The organism is Jannaschia sp. L-14R, assembly GCF_056857695.1.
The window spans coordinates 644,388-658,156 of record NZ_JBSXNP010000011.1; the positions used below are offsets into that span (position 1 = coordinate 644,388).

Genomic DNA, 13,769 nt, shown 5'->3' on the forward strand with positions numbered 1-13,769 from the left:
GTCCTGGTCCGGTTACCGATTTCCCGAAGACCAATACGGCTGCACCCTTTGGGTCGCTATGCCCTTCCGCTGCGGAGCTTTGCCATGCGCGATGACGACATCCTCGACGATACCCGTCCCGAAGACGATAACGACGGACCGCCCGAGCAACTGAACCTGCGTGACCTCAAAGCTATGTCACCCAAGGCGCTGGTCGATATGGCGGAAGAGCTTGAGATTGAAAACGCCTCGACTATGCGCAAGGGTGAGATGATGTTCTCGATCCTGCGGGAACGGGCAGACGAAGGATGGGAAATTTCCGGTGAAGGTGTGCTGGAAGTCTTGCAGGACGGCTTCGGCTTCCTGCGGTCGCCCGAGGCAAATTATCTGTCAGGCCCGGACGATATTTACGTGTCGCCTGACGTAATCCGGAAGCATTCGCTTCGAACCGGCGATACTGTCGATGGCATCATCCAGGCGCCCGACGAGAATGAACGATATTTCGCCCTGACCAAAGTGGTGAAGATCAACTTTGCCGATCCGGAAATGGCCAAGCACAAGGTCAGCTTTGATAACCTGACACCGCTATATCCCGATGAGCGGTTCCAGATGGAAATCGAGGACCCAACCATCAAAGACCGATCCGCCCGGATCATTGACCTGGTTGCGCCTATCGGAAAAGGTCAGCGTTCTCTGATAGTTGCGCCCCCTCGGACAGGTAAGACCGTGCTGTTGCAGAACATCGCAAAGTCGATCGAAACGAACCATCCGGAGTGTTATCTGATGGTTCTGCTGATCGACGAGCGGCCCGAGGAAGTCACAGACATGCAACGGTCGGTGAAGGGGGAAGTTATCTCCTCGACGTTCGACGAACCGGCAACGCGGCATGTCGCGGTCAGTGAAATGGTGATCGAGAAAGCCAAGCGTCTGGTCGAACACAAGCGGGATGTCGTGATTCTGCTGGATTCGATCACTCGGTTGGGCCGGGCCTTCAACACGGTTGTACCATCTTCGGGCAAGGTGTTGACGGGTGGTGTCGATGCGAATGCCCTGCAGCGGCCGAAACGGTTTTTCGGCGCGGCGCGGAACATCGAAGAAGGCGGATCGCTGACGATCATCGCAACGGCGCTGATTGATACAGGCAGCCGGATGGACGAAGTGATCTTCGAAGAATTCAAGGGCACCGGCAACAGCGAGATCGTTCTGGACCGCAAGGTCGCCGACAAGCGTGTTTTCCCGGCGATGGACATCCTGAAATCGGGCACACGAAAAGAAGAGCTGCTGGTCGATCCCAAGAACCTGCAGAAAACCTTCGTGTTGCGGCGGATCCTGAATCCGATGGGCACAACTGATGCGATTGAATTTCTCATCGGAAAATTCAAGCAGACGAAGACCAACGCGGATTTCTTCGACTCTATGAATTCCTGATCCAAGGTGACCGGGGCCGGAGATACAATCTTTGCCCTGGCCACGGCGCAGGGCAAGGCGGGGGTCGCGATTGTTCGGATTTCCGGGCCAGAAAGCTGCGCTGCGCTGACGGCAATGGGCGTGTCACCACCTGTACCAAGGTCTAGCCGCCTCGCTACATTACGAGATTCTGAGGGCGACATTCTGGATCAGGCGCTTGTCCTGTTTTTTGAACGTGGTGCAAGCTTTACCGGCGAAGATGTCATCGAACTGCATCTTCATGGGAGTGTCGCCGTCGTACGCGCGGTTCTGATGGAGTTGGAGCGGATGCCATCGCTTCGCATGGCGGAACCCGGAGAATTCACGCGCCGTGCTCTTATGAATGGAAGGCTGGACCTGACCCAAGTTCAAGGTCTTGCGGATGTCATTGATGCGGAGACGGAAGGGCAGCGACGTCATGCTATGCGTGTTCTGGACGGCGAAGTATCACGTCGGGTCGAAGGGTGGCGACGAGATTTGTTGCGGGCCATCGCTCTGGTTGAAGCGACGATCGACTTTGCTGACGAGGATGTACCTGAGGATGTTTCCCGTGAAGTTTCGATGCTTCTTTCCGGAGTGATTGAGAGCGTTTCAGCCGAACTTGAAACTGTGAGATCGGTGGCGCGATTGAAGACAGGATTCGAGGTGGCATTGGTGGGAGAGCCAAATGCTGGAAAATCGTCACTTTTGAATGCCCTGAGCAATTCAGATGCTGCTATCGTGACTGCAGTAGCCGGAACAACACGTGATATTGTAGAAGTTAGGTGTGATATCAATGGTTTGCCTGTGACGCTGTTAGATACGGCCGGGCTTAGAGAAACATCAGATGAAGTTGAACTGATTGGCGTAAACAGGGCTATCACTCGCGCAAAATCTGCAGATTTGCGCATTTTCCTGTATGAGCAAGCAACTCCACCGACCTGGGATGTACCTGTCTTGGATCAGGACATAGTGATCCGATCCAAGGGTGATCTGAATGGCGATGCCAACGCTATATCTGTCAGTACCGGAGCGGGTATACCGGGGCTGCTTTTGTGCATAGGTACCATACTTTCTGAACGGATTCCTGATGCCGGATTAATATCCCGCGAGCGGGATCGTGCGTCACTCGATGTGGCACTTTCGATCATGGTCGAAGTACAGGCAAAGATGTCTGATGTTGAACCTGAACTGATGTCTTTGTCCTTGCGAGATTCCGCAAGTGCACTATCCGAAATTATCGGCGGGGTTGATATTGACGAAATTTTAGATGAAGTTTTTTCTTCTTTCTGCATCGGTAAATAGGTTTGTTTCACGTGAAACATCAGGACTATGACATCGTCGTCATTGGAGGCGGTCACGCAGGATGCGAGGCTGCATGCGTCGGCGCGCGTATGGGCTGTTCAGTGGCACTGGTGTCTTTCAAAGTTGATGACCTGGGAATAATGTCCTGTAACCCGGCAATTGGTGGGCTGGGTAAGGGTCACCTGGTTCGTGAAATCGACGCTATGGATGGAGTGATGGGACGCGTTGCCGACCGCGCGGCGATCCAATTCCGACTTTTGAATCGTCGCAAGGGTCCCGCGGTGCAAGGTCCGCGGGTCCAGGCGGACCGAGCATTGTATCAAAGTGTCATGCGCAAAGAAATCGAGTCACACCCAAACCTGACACTTGTCGAAGGTGAAGTGACGGCGCTAATATTTGAAGATGGGAAAAAGACGCGTGGGGTCATTTTAGCCAATGGCGCAAGAATAACGTCGGATACAGTGATTCTGACGACCGGCACATTTCTCAAAGGCCTTATCCATATTGGGGATCGTAAGATCATAGGTGGCCGTATGAATGCCAAGGCATCGACGCGCCTTGCGGATCAAATCATTGATCTTGGGATTGAATTGGGCCGTTTGAAAACCGGGACGCCGCCGCGTCTTCGGGGAAGTACAATCCGATGGGATGTGTTGCCACGCCAAGATGGCGATGACGATCCGGAAATGTTTTCTTTTCTGCACGACAAGCCATTTGTGCAGCAGATTTCCTGTGCCATCACTCACACAAACGAGCGAACCCACGATATCATCCGCGATAATCTTGAAAAATCAGCGATGTATGGTGGAATGATCGATGGAACCGGTCCTCGTTATTGTCCATCGATCGAGGATAAAATCGTCCGGTTTTCTGAAAAGTCATCTCATCAGATTTTTCTCGAGCCAGAAGGACTTTCGACAGATCTGGTCTATCCTAACGGAATTTCGACGTCTCTTCCCGAAGATGTTCAGCAAGATTACGTTCATACAATTGAGGGCCTTGAACGAGCGGAGATTTCGCAAGTCGGTTATGCAATTGAATATGATTACGTTGATCCACGTTGCCTGACGTCAGGATTGATGATGCGGTCAATGGATGGGCTTTACCTGGCGGGTCAGATTAATGGAACGACTGGATATGAGGAGGCAGCCGCGCAGGGTCTCGTTGCTGGTCTGAACGCTGCTCTGCAAGCTTCCGGTAAATCTGGTGTAACTTTTTCTCGGTCGGAAAGTTATATCGGTGTCATGATCGATGATCTCACGACAAAAGGCGTATCCGAGCCATATCGGATGTTCACTTCACGTGCAGAATACCGACTCTCGCTGCGTGCTGATAATGCGGATCAACGCCTTACGCCATTTGGTCGTGAGATAGGCTGCATTTCCGATCGCCGCTGGGCGCATTTTTCGCAGAAGCGTGATGCGATAGACCATTGCGCTAATGTACTGAAAGAAAAATCCATTTCCAGTGCAAGATTGTCTGCCGCGGGGTTCAATATTCGATCGGGCGGCCCAGCAAAGTCAGGATACGAAGCTCTGGGGCTTGGTTCTGATCTATTGCCGCTGCTTGAAAATATCGTCCCGGAACTGGATGAGCATAGTTCTAAAACTAAGCTTCAAGTGGCGCGAGATGCGCTTTATGCAAATTATACTGTGCGTCAAAATCGAGAAATTCAAGCTCTGAAGGCTGGAGAAGGCGTTTTGATTCCGTGTGATATGGACTATGCAGCCATCAACGGCCTATCGACAGAACTACTCGGAAAGCTTCTTAACGTGCGACCAGAAACTGTAGCTCAGGCCGGTCGGATCGAAGGGATGACACCTGCGGCCACTGTGGCGATCCTTGCGGCCGTGCGTCGACAAGAACGCCGTTCCGCGTGACGGATCATAGACAGCAAATTGTTTCACGTGAAACACAGGACGTTCTTGAGCAACTTGAAAACCTGGTTCGAAAATGGTCGCCACGCATCAACATAGTCTCCAAAGCAAGTCTGCGCGATCTTCGTAGGCGTCATATTGAAGATTCTCTCGAAATTGCCAACGCACACCGACCCGAGTCGGGACCATGGCTTGACATTGGTAGTGGGGGCGGCTTTCCAGGCCTCGTGGTTGCCGCATGCATGGGGCATCAGATTGATGTCGTCTTGGTTGAAAGCGATGCTCGGAAGTGTGCCTTCCTGAATACTGTCCGGCGAGAGCTGGGCCTCAATGTGAGAATTATCAACGAACGCATCGAGCGGATTCCGCCAATCAATGCTCATGTCATCAGCGCACGCGCGGTGGCATCATTGAGCACACTTTTTAATCTTGCGAAGCCGCATGCACGTGATAGCTGCCATTATCTATTTCCCAAAGGCCGAACATGGCGGGAAGAGGTTCTGGCGGCTCGCGAAGAATGGGTCTATGATTTGGATGTGCTGAATAGTCAGACCGATGAAGAGTCCGTCATTCTGCATGCCCAAAACCTGAATCGAGCATGATATGAAGGCGCGAATCATTAGTATCGCGAACCAGAAGGGTGGTGTCGGCAAGACGACAACTGCGATAAATCTGGGAGCCGCACTCGCTATGCGCGGCCATCGCGTTCTGCTTGTCGACCTTGACCCGCAAGGAAATGCGTCCACTGGGCTAGGCGTTTCAAAGTCGGTTCGTGGACAAAGTACCTATGACCTAATTTTAGGCGAAGCGTCACCTCTCGACATCGCACTTGAGACAAGTGTCGAACATCTATGGATTATTCCAGCAACGATGGATCTGAGCTCCGCCGATACAGAGCTCATGAATAGTGCCAGACGTGTGATGCACCTTCGCAAAGCGCTGCGGCTGCGTGACGCTCCGTACGACTATATTCTCGTCGATTGTCCGCCGTCCCTTAACCTACTTACTTTAAATGCTTTTGTGGCTTCTGACACCGTGCTCGTCCCTTTACAGGCGGAGTTCTTCGCTCTGGAAGGTCTGTCACAGCTATTGCTGACAGTTCGGGAGGTCAGAAGCACAGCAAACGCTGATCTGCGGTTGGAGGGAATAGTTCTGACGATGTTTGACCGTCGCAACAATCTTTGTCTCCAAGTCGAGGAAGATGCGCGACAGAATCTTGGTGATCTGGTTTTCGAGACTAAAATTCCGCGAAATGTTCGTCTGAGTGAGGCGCCTAGCTATGCCATGCCAGTGTTGAACTATGACCCCACAAGTCGTGGCGCAATAGCCTATCGGAGTCTTGCGTCAGAACTTATTAATAAAAATCAAATGGTTGAGGGGCTTGATGTCTGACGCACCACAAAAACGAGCAATGCGGCGTGGCTTGTCGGCATTGATGGCTGACGTTGGCGTTTCGGCTTCGGATATGGCCATGCAAACCATATCGAGCGAAGCTTTCGTCCCGATCGAAAAAATACATCCGAATCCGGATCAGCCTCGGCGCACGTTTGATGAGGAAGATCTGTCTGACCTGGCTGCCTCGATTTCCCAAAAAGGCATTCTTCAACCGCTGATCGTTCGCCCCGATCCTAAAGTGTCCGGCGATTACCAGATTGTTGCGGGAGAGCGACGCTGGCGGGCGGCGCAGCGGGCCGGGCTGCACGAGGTTCCTGTCATCCAGCGGGATCTGGACGACATTGAAGTGCTGGAAATCGCTATCATAGAGAACATTCAGCGGGCCGATCTGAACGCAATCGAGGAGGCGTTAGGCTTTCGGCAGCTAATGGAGAAGTTCGGCCACACGCAGGAACAGCTAGGCACGGTTCTTGGCAAATCGCGCAGTCACATCGCAAATCTGATGCGCCTTCTCAAACTACCGGACGCAGTTCAAGATCTTCTGCGACAAGGTACATTATCCGCTGGGCATGCCCGCGCCCTGATCAACGCGCCGAATCCGGAAGCTTTGGCCCGCCAGGTCGTGAATGGCGGTCTTTCCGTCCGCGAGACCGAACGTCTTGCGCGCGGTGCGTCCGAGCCAAAGGGCAAGCGAGTCGCCGCTGCGTCCCCGACGGAGAAAGACGCGGATACGCGCGCCCTGGAAGGCGATCTTGCTGCTGCGTTGGGTCTCGGCGTGTCCATTGATCATGCGAGTGGTGAAGAGGGCGGACGCCTTTCAATCCGCTATCGGTCCTTGGAGCAACTGGACAGGCTTTGCGCCTTGCTGTCGTCAGGGATCGACCGCGACGATCTTCCGTAAGACGGCGTTCAACAGCAAAGCACCGCTTTCGGTCGTTTTGAGCCATCCGTCGTGCAGCTGCAAATGGCCATCCCCGACCATTTCCGCCAGTCCTGCCGGATCGAGGCGGCCGCCGATGCGGTCCAGATGGGCCAGATCCATACCCTCCCGCGTCCGCAGGCCCATCATCACATATTCATCGGAAATATCGGTCTGCGGAAGGATATTCATCGCTTTGTTGCCGGTCCCGACCATTTCGGATTGCACCAGCCAGGCCTGCGGCATTTTCTCGGCCACGGTCGACCATCTGCCATCGAACAAAGACAGGCGCCCATGTGCGCCTGGCCCGATGCCGACCCAGTCGCCCCCTCGCCAATAGATCAGATTGTGCCGACATTCCCGACCCGGTCGAGAATGATTGGAGGTCTCGTATCTCGGCAAACCGGCGGCACCGCAGAGATCCTGTGTCAGCTCGTATAGATCGACGGAAAGGTCTTCGTCGGGCAATCCAGCAAGCCCCCCGGCGGCATACCGGGCAGAAAAGGCCGTGCCGTCCTCGATCGTCAGCTGATAAAGCGAAAGGTGTTCACCCGCGATCTTCAGGGCAGCGTTCAATTCAGTTTGCCAGTCGGCAAGCGCCTGACCTTGCCGCGCATAGATCAGGTCGAAGGACACGCGGTCGGTCAGGTCGCGGGCAATGTCGAAGGCGCGCCGTCCCTCGGCTACAGTATGGAGGCGGCCCAGAGCGCGCAGGTCATCGTCGTTCAAGGCCTGAAGCCCGACAGAAAAGCGATTTACACCTCCATCCACATAACCCGCAAACCGCGCGGCATCGACAGATGTGGGGTTCGCCTCCAGCGTGATTTCCAGATCGTTCGCAGGGGTCCAATGTCGCCGCGCAGCGTCGATCAGGGCGGCGACTGTATCGGGCGGCATCATTGAGGGCGTTCCACCACCGAAGAAAATCGAGGTCAGGACGCGGCCTTCCGTTTTACCGGCCCAGTGGGCCAGATCCCGGAGCAGCGCGTTGCACCACCTTACCTGGTCAACCATGGTCGTGACATGGCTGTTAAAGTCGCAATAGGGGCACTTCGCCGCGCAGAATGGCCAATGGATATAAAGACCGAACCCGGCCCTTTGCCAGTTTTCGGTCATTCGTCCAGCGATCCAGCTGTGGTGCCCCTGAAACAGCCCGCCATCTTGCGCAAGGCGACAGCCCGGTGGCTGATGGTATTCTTCTTTTCGGCCGACATCTCGCCCAGAGTCTGATCGAGTCCATCGGGCAAAAAGATCGGGTCGTAACCATGGCCTTCCGCGCCGCGCATCGGCCAGACAATTCGCCCGTTCAGGTGGCCTTCGAAGACTTCCTCATGCCCATCTGGCCACATCAACAAGAGCGTGGCGCAAAACCGGGCGTTGCGCGGCTCGGGCGCGGCTTTCGCTTCCAATTCTGTCCAGGCACGGGTCATGGCCAGCTTGAAATCGCGACCAGACCCGGTTTCGGCCCAATCGGCAGTACGTACGCCCGGAGCACCGCCCAGTGCGGCGATCTCGATCCCCGAATCGTCTGCCAATGCGGGCAGGCCGGTCGCATCGACGGCGGCCTTCGCCTTTATGCGCGCATTGCCGACGAAAGTTTCCTCGGTCTCCTCCGGCTCTGGCAGGTTGAAATCTGTGTTCGATCGACAGGCGATGCCCAACGGGGCCAACAGCGTCTGAAACTCCGCCAGTTTGCCTGCGTTGTGAGTCGCAATCAGAAGTTCATTGCCTTCGAACCGTCTCACGCAGTGGCGGCTTTCTGCGCGGCAACCAATTCGGCCACACCCTTGTCGGCAAGGGCCATCAGTTCGCCAAACTGATCCTTGCTGAAGGTTGCGCCCTCGGCACTGGCCTGCAGTTCGATCATCTGACCGTCGCCGGTCATGACAAAATTGCCATCTGTTCCGGCTTCGGAATCCTCAGGGTAGTCGAGGTCCAGAATCGATTGGCCGGCATAGATGCCGCAGCTGACGGCGGCGACGTGATCGATGATCGGATCGGTGACGATATCGCCGGCTTTCATAAGCTTGTTGATCGCCAGACGCAGGGCGACCCATCCGCCGGTGATCGCCGCACACCTTGTCCCGCCATCGGCCTGTATGACGTCGCAATCAATGGTGATCTGTCTCTCGCCAAGGGCATTCCGGTCAATTCCAGCACGCAGTGACCGCCCGATCAGACGCTGAATTTCCTGCGTCCGCCCCGATTGCTTGCCTGTTGTGGCCTCACGCCGCATCCGAGTTGTAGTGGCTCGGGGCAGCATGCCGTATTCTGCAGTCACCCAGCCCTGCCCGGTATTGCGCAGGAAGGGCGGTACGCGTTCTTCCAGTGACGCCGTGCACAGCACATGCGTGTTGCCGCAACGGATCATGCAAGACCCCTCGGCGTGCATGGTGACGTCCGTGTCGATGAAAATATCTCGCATCTGATCGAGGGCTCGTCCCGAGGGTCGCATCATATTTCTCCTGATCTGGGTTGCGTCCGACATGCCTCTGCCTCGGAACAGGTGCAACCCTGCGATTGACCATGGGCCTAGGGTTGCATACATCCCGGACGCCCCTTCAAAGAAAGCGCCATGAATTCCAACGCCCAGACCCTGTCTGAAATGAACGACCGATCACGCGAAGTATTCCGCCGCGTCGTCGAGGGCTATCTGGGCACCGGCGACCCGGTTGGCAGCCGCACCCTGACCCGTGCGATGAGCGAGCAGGTTTCTGCCGCCACGATCCGCAATGTCATGCAGGATCTGGAAATTCTGGGACTGTTGCAGGCCCCGCACATCAGCGCCGGTCGCATTCCTACCCAGGCGGGTCTTCGGATGTTCGTCGATGGCCTGTTGGAGGCGCATCTGGGTGATGACGACCGCGACCGGATCGAAGCGAGTGTCGGGACCTCAGAAGACGACGTGACCGCGATGATGGACCGTGTTGGAAGCGCGCTGTCGGGTATCACCAAAGGCGCATCGCTGGTTCTGGCCCCCAAGCGCGAAGCTCCGATCAAGCATATCGAGTTCGTCTCACTTGCTCCCGACCGTGCACTGGTTGTGCTGGTCTTTGCGGATGGACACGTCGAGAACCGCATTTTTGTGCCGCCCGCCGGGCAGACGCCCAGTTCGATACGCGAGGCAGCGAATCTTTTGAACGCCCTGATCGAGGGGCGCACGATTTCCGATCTGCAAAACCTGATGCAGCGGGAAGTCAACGAGCGGCGCCGTGAAATCGATGTGTTGGCACACGACCTGATTGAAAAGGGCCTGGCTGCCTGGGAGAATGAGGGCGAGCGATCGGAACGTCTGATCGTGCGGGGTCGGTCGCATCTGCTGGAACACGGCGGCGATGACGAGCAGTTGGAACGTATTCGTACCCTGTTCGACGATCTTGAGCGCAAGCGCGACATCACTGAATTTCTGTCTTTGACGGAAGATGGCGAAGGTGTGCGCATTTTCATCGGGTCTGAGAACAAACTCTTCTCACTTTCCGGTTCATCTCTGGTTGTTTCACCCTATATGAACGCGGATCGCAAAATCGTGGGCGCGGTCGGCGTGATCGGCCCAACCCGCCTGAATTACGGTCGGATCGTTCCGATCGTGGACTACACAGCACAGTTGGTCGGACGCATGTTGTCCGGTCCCAAACGATAACTCGCAAGAGGTTTAAGAATGGCCGAGCCGAAGGAAGACGCGTTCCTCGACGATCCCGAAATGATGGAAGAGGAGTTCGATCTCGATGCCGCAATGGAGGAAGAGCCGGAGGCTGCGCCCAAATCGGGTCGCGCCACGGTCGAGGCTATTGTTGCAGAACGGGACGAAATACACGATCGACTGATGCGTGCGCTGGCCGAGGCCGAAAACGTGCGCAAGCGTGCCGCCCGCGACAAGGTCGAGGCCGAACAATACGGCTCCTCCCGTCTGGCACGGGACATGCTGCCGATCTACGACAATCTGCGTCGCGCATTGGATGCCGCCGGAGAAGCGGAGGATGGTGTGATCGAAGGCGTGAAACTGACGCTGAAAGAAGTATTGAATGTGTTCAACAAGCACGGCGTTACCCTGATTGCTCCCGAAGTGGGCGACAAGTTCGACCCGCAAATCCATCAGGCGATGTTCGAGGCACCCCTGCCCGGCACCAAGGCCGGCGAGATCATTCAGATCGCCGCCGAGGGGTTCATGCTACATGATCGCCTGCTCAGGCCAGCGCAGGTCGGAGTGTCATCCACCCCGGTATAGGTCAGCCGTCGGCCAGTCGTTTCAGCTCATACAGAAGATCGAGCGCCTCTTTCGGCGTCAGCTCGTCTGGAAGTACATCGCGCAGCCGGTCCTCGGCCGCGCTTTTCGCTTTCGGTGCGGGTGCGAAGGCAGGTGTCGCGGAAAAGAGCGGCAGATCATCAATCAACGCACGGGGATTCGCTCCCCCTGCCCGCTCCCCCTCCTCCAGTGCCTGCAACACGTCGCGTGCGCGGGCAACGACTGCTTCTGGAAGGCCCGCCAGCTTCGCGACCTGCACACCATAAGACCGGTCCGCGGCCCCGTCCCGCACTTCGTGCAGAAAAATCACTTCGCCGTCCCATTCGCGCACCGCGACGGTGGCATTCTCAACCCCCGACAGCTTGCCCGACAACGCCGTCATCTCGTGGTAATGCGTGGCAAACAAGGCGCGGCAGCGATTCACGTCGTGCAGGTGCTCCATGGTGGCCCAGGCAATGGACAGGCCATCATACGTGGCAGTTCCGCGTCCGATTTCATCCAGAATGACGAAGCTGCGTTCGTCGGCCTGATTCAAGATCGCCGCCGTTTCGACCATCTCGACCATGAACGTGGAGCGCCCCCGCGCCAAATCGTCAGACGCGCCGACACGACTGAACAATTGGCTGACGATACCGATATGTGCTGCGTCTGCGGGCACGAAACTACCCATCTGGGACAGCACTGCGATCAGGGCATTCTGCCGCAGCCACGTCGACTTGCCTGCCATGTTCGGTCCGGTGAGCAGGCGGATTGCTGCGCCGTTCTCGGCGGTCAGGCGTGTGTCATTGGCTACGAACGGTGCGCCATCGCGTTTGAGGGCGCGTTCCACCACAGGGTGGCGACCAGCATCGATATCGAAGGCTTGGCTGCTATCGACCCTCGGGCGTGTCCAGCCTTCGCCCCGCGCCAGATCGGCCAAAGCGGTTGCGACGTCCAGTTCGGCCAATGTACGGGCAACTCCGAAAATCGCGTTGGATGCAGTTAGAACACGCGCACACAATTCGGCGAAGATGCGGTCCTCTATGCTTTGTGCCCGCCCGCCCGCATTCAGAATTTTAGTCTCTAACTCGGACAATTCGACGGTCGTGAACCGCACCTGATTGGCCGTCGTCTGTCTATGGATAAACCGCTCGTCGGCGCGTATCTTGTCGGCATGCGTCGCAGTCGTTTCGATGAAATACCCCAGTACATTATTATGTTTGACCTTGAGCGAGGTGATCCCGGTCGCTTTGGCATACTCCGCCTGCAAGGCGGCAATGACACCGCGCCCTTCGTCGCGCAGCTTCCGGGCTTCGTCCAGATCGGCGTCATATCCGGGGGCGATTACGCCGCCGTCACGCAAAAGCAGCGGCGGTTCGGTGGCCAGCGCGGCACTCAGCAGGGATAGCAGTGCGTCCTGCCCAATCATGTCCGAAATATCGAGTGGCAAATCAGTCTCTGATAAATAGGAAAACAACGCTTCCCCGGCCTCCAAACCACAGCGAACGGCCGCCAGATCGCGCGGCCCGCCTCGATCCAGAGACAGTCGCGACAGGGCGCGATCCATGTCTGGCGCATGTCGCAAGCGGCTACGGATATCGTTTCCCATGGTGTCATTCGTGACCGCCCAGCTCACCGCGTCCAACCGCGCCTTTATAACCGCCTCGACCGTTGAAGGTGCGGATAGGCGCCGTTCCAGCAAACGCCCGCCGCCCGCAGTCACCGTCCGGTCGATAGCCCAGAGAAGCGATCCGTCTCGTCCTCCGCCTGCCCCGCGCGTCAACTCCAGGTTGCGTCGGGTGGCACCATCAATGGCCATCAATTCGGACGTGGCTTCGCGGCGCGGCGGGCGCATCAACGGCAGTTTGCCGCGCTGCGTGAGCTCGACATATTCGACGAGCGCACCCATCGCGCCAAGCTCCGCCCGGCTGAACGTCCCGAAGGCATCCAGTGATCCCACGTCAAACAAGGCTTTCAATCGCCCTTCAGCCGAACCTGAGTCGAATGCGCTGCGCCCCAGCGGTGTGACGGCGGCACCCTGCTCCTCGACTATGCCTTCGACGCCCGAGTTTTCGCCCAGCACCACCTCAGCAACACCCAGCCGCGCCAGATCCGGCCCTAACCGCACGCGCGGACACCCCGCGACATGGAACGCGCCCGTGGAGATATCGGCCCAGGCCAGCGCCCCTTTACCCCGCACTTCGCACCAAGCGGCAAGGTAGTTATGGGCCCGCGCGTCCAGCAGTGTGTCTTCGGTTAACGTTCCGGGTGTGACAAGCCGCACGATGCCGCGCGCGACGATCGACTTGTACCCACGCTTTTTGGCGTCTTCCGGTGATTCGAGCTGTTCAGCAACCGCCACGCGAAAACTCTTTCTGATCAGTGTCATCAGATAATTTTCGGCGGAATGGACGGGTACGCCGCACATCGCGATGTCCTGCCCCAGATGTTGCCCGCGCTTGGTCAGTGCAATATCGAGTGCGGCGGACGCGGCGACTGCGTCATCGAAGAAAAGTTCGTAGAAATCGCCCATACGATAGAACAGTAACGCCTCGGGCGCTTCTGCCTTGATCGCGAGATATTGCGCCATCATCGGCGTGACTGACATGAAGGCCCCCTTGGTCGTCCAGGCAACCTATCTCCCTGC

12 protein-coding genes are annotated in these 13,769 nt (G+C 56.9%); 8 read left to right on the top strand and 4 right to left on the bottom strand.

The features are described 5' to 3' along the window. The first annotated feature begins 84 nt into the window (after positions 1–84). Genes rho through AC13C2_RS15980 form a run of 6 tightly spaced genes read left to right on the top strand, consistent with a single transcriptional unit; the run spans position 85 to position 6,882 of the window. Positions 85–1,407: a transcription termination factor Rho gene (gene rho / locus AC13C2_RS15955; protein WP_092759476.1), complete on the top strand. Its 1,323-nt coding sequence runs from the start codon at positions 85–87 to the stop codon at positions 1,405–1,407. 6 nt (positions 1,408–1,413) lie between these two features. Then, complete coding sequence (gene mnmE, locus AC13C2_RS15960) at positions 1,414–2,709, top strand: tRNA uridine-5-carboxymethylaminomethyl(34) synthesis GTPase MnmE (protein ID WP_482887414.1); 1,296 nt, start codon at positions 1,414–1,416, stop codon at positions 2,707–2,709. Between the two features lie 11 nt (positions 2,710–2,720). Beyond that, positions 2,721–4,589 carry a tRNA uridine-5-carboxymethylaminomethyl(34) synthesis enzyme MnmG gene (gene mnmG, locus AC13C2_RS15965; protein ID WP_482887415.1) on the top strand — a complete coding sequence of 623 codons (1,869 nt, stop codon included), beginning with the start codon at positions 2,721–2,723 and terminating at the stop codon, positions 4,587–4,589. Next, the gene (gene rsmG / locus AC13C2_RS15970) at positions 4,586–5,188 is read left to right on the top strand and encodes a 16S rRNA (guanine(527)-N(7))-methyltransferase RsmG (protein ID WP_482887416.1); all 603 of its coding nucleotides are present in this window, start codon (positions 4,586–4,588) and stop codon (positions 5,186–5,188) included. Before mnmG ends, rsmG begins: the two co-directional genes overlap by 4 nt. Before the next feature lies 1 nt (position 5,189). Next, on the top strand, positions 5,190–5,978 hold the full coding sequence (locus tag AC13C2_RS15975; protein ID WP_092759470.1) for a ParA family protein: 789 nt from the start codon (positions 5,190–5,192) through the stop codon (positions 5,976–5,978). Continuing rightward, positions 5,971–6,882, top strand: a complete 912-nt coding sequence (locus tag AC13C2_RS15980) for a ParB/RepB/Spo0J family partition protein (RefSeq protein WP_339647165.1) — start codon at positions 5,971–5,973, stop codon at positions 6,880–6,882. The genes AC13C2_RS15975 and AC13C2_RS15980 overlap by 8 nt, the downstream gene beginning before the upstream one ends. Here the strand turns inward: AC13C2_RS15980 and hemW are convergent. From hemW to rph, 3 genes are read right to left on the bottom strand one after another with little or no spacing between them, the layout of a single operon-like run. Next, positions 6,853–8,016, bottom strand: a complete 1,164-nt coding sequence (gene hemW, locus AC13C2_RS15985; RefSeq protein ID WP_482887417.1) for a radical SAM family heme chaperone HemW — start codon at positions 8,014–8,016, stop codon at positions 6,853–6,855. The two genes, AC13C2_RS15980 and hemW, sit on opposite strands and share 30 nt — an antisense overlap. Continuing rightward, positions 8,013–8,645 (bottom strand): RdgB/HAM1 family non-canonical purine NTP pyrophosphatase, encoded by a 633-nt coding sequence (rdgB, locus tag AC13C2_RS15990; RefSeq protein ID WP_482887418.1) that lies wholly within the window; start codon positions 8,643–8,645, stop codon positions 8,013–8,015. Before rdgB ends, hemW begins: the two co-directional genes overlap by 4 nt. Next, entirely contained in the window at positions 8,642–9,355 is a 714-nt protein-coding gene (gene rph, locus AC13C2_RS15995) for a ribonuclease PH (protein WP_482887618.1), read from the bottom strand. Before rph ends, rdgB begins: the two co-directional genes overlap by 4 nt. Before the next feature lie 120 nt (positions 9,356–9,475). Between rph and hrcA the strand changes: the two genes are divergently transcribed. Together hrcA and AC13C2_RS16005 are read left to right on the top strand one after the other, a co-directional pair. Continuing rightward, positions 9,476–10,540: a heat-inducible transcriptional repressor HrcA gene (hrcA, locus tag AC13C2_RS16000; RefSeq protein ID WP_092759460.1), complete on the top strand. Its 1,065-nt coding sequence runs from the start codon at positions 9,476–9,478 to the stop codon at positions 10,538–10,540. Between the two features lie 18 nt (positions 10,541–10,558). Further along, a complete protein-coding gene (locus tag AC13C2_RS16005; protein WP_092759458.1) occupies positions 10,559–11,125 on the top strand; it encodes a nucleotide exchange factor GrpE in 567 nt (188 codons plus the stop codon). A gap of 1 nt (position 11,126) precedes the next feature. On the opposite strand, the gene mutS is transcribed toward AC13C2_RS16005, so the two are convergent. Further along, positions 11,127–13,730 carry a DNA mismatch repair protein MutS gene (gene mutS, locus AC13C2_RS16010; RefSeq protein WP_482887419.1) on the bottom strand — a complete coding sequence of 868 codons (2,604 nt, stop codon included), beginning with the start codon at positions 13,728–13,730 and terminating at the stop codon, positions 11,127–11,129. Positions 13,731–13,769: the final 39 nt, after the last annotated feature.

Coding starts and splice junctions, on each gene's coding strand:
- rho (WP_092759476.1), top strand. CDS start 85: ATGCGCGATGACGACATCCTCGACGATACCCGTCCCGAAGACGATAAC.
- AC13C2_RS15975 (WP_092759470.1), top strand. CDS start 5,190: ATGAAGGCGCGAATCATTAGTATCGCGAACCAGAAGGGTGGTGTCGGC.
- AC13C2_RS15980 (WP_339647165.1), top strand. CDS start 5,971: ATGTCTGACGCACCACAAAAACGAGCAATGCGGCGTGGCTTGTCGGCA.
- hemW (WP_482887417.1), bottom strand. CDS start 8,016: ATGACCGAAAACTGGCAAAGGGCCGGGTTCGGTCTTTATATCCATTGG.
- rph (WP_482887618.1), bottom strand. CDS start 9,355: ATGCGACCCTCGGGACGAGCCCTCGATCAGATGCGAGATATTTTCATC.
- hrcA (WP_092759460.1), top strand. CDS start 9,476: ATGAATTCCAACGCCCAGACCCTGTCTGAAATGAACGACCGATCACGC.
- AC13C2_RS16005 (WP_092759458.1), top strand. CDS start 10,559: ATGGCCGAGCCGAAGGAAGACGCGTTCCTCGACGATCCCGAAATGATG.
- mutS (WP_482887419.1), bottom strand. CDS start 13,730: ATGTCAGTCACGCCGATGATGGCGCAATATCTCGCGATCAAGGCAGAA.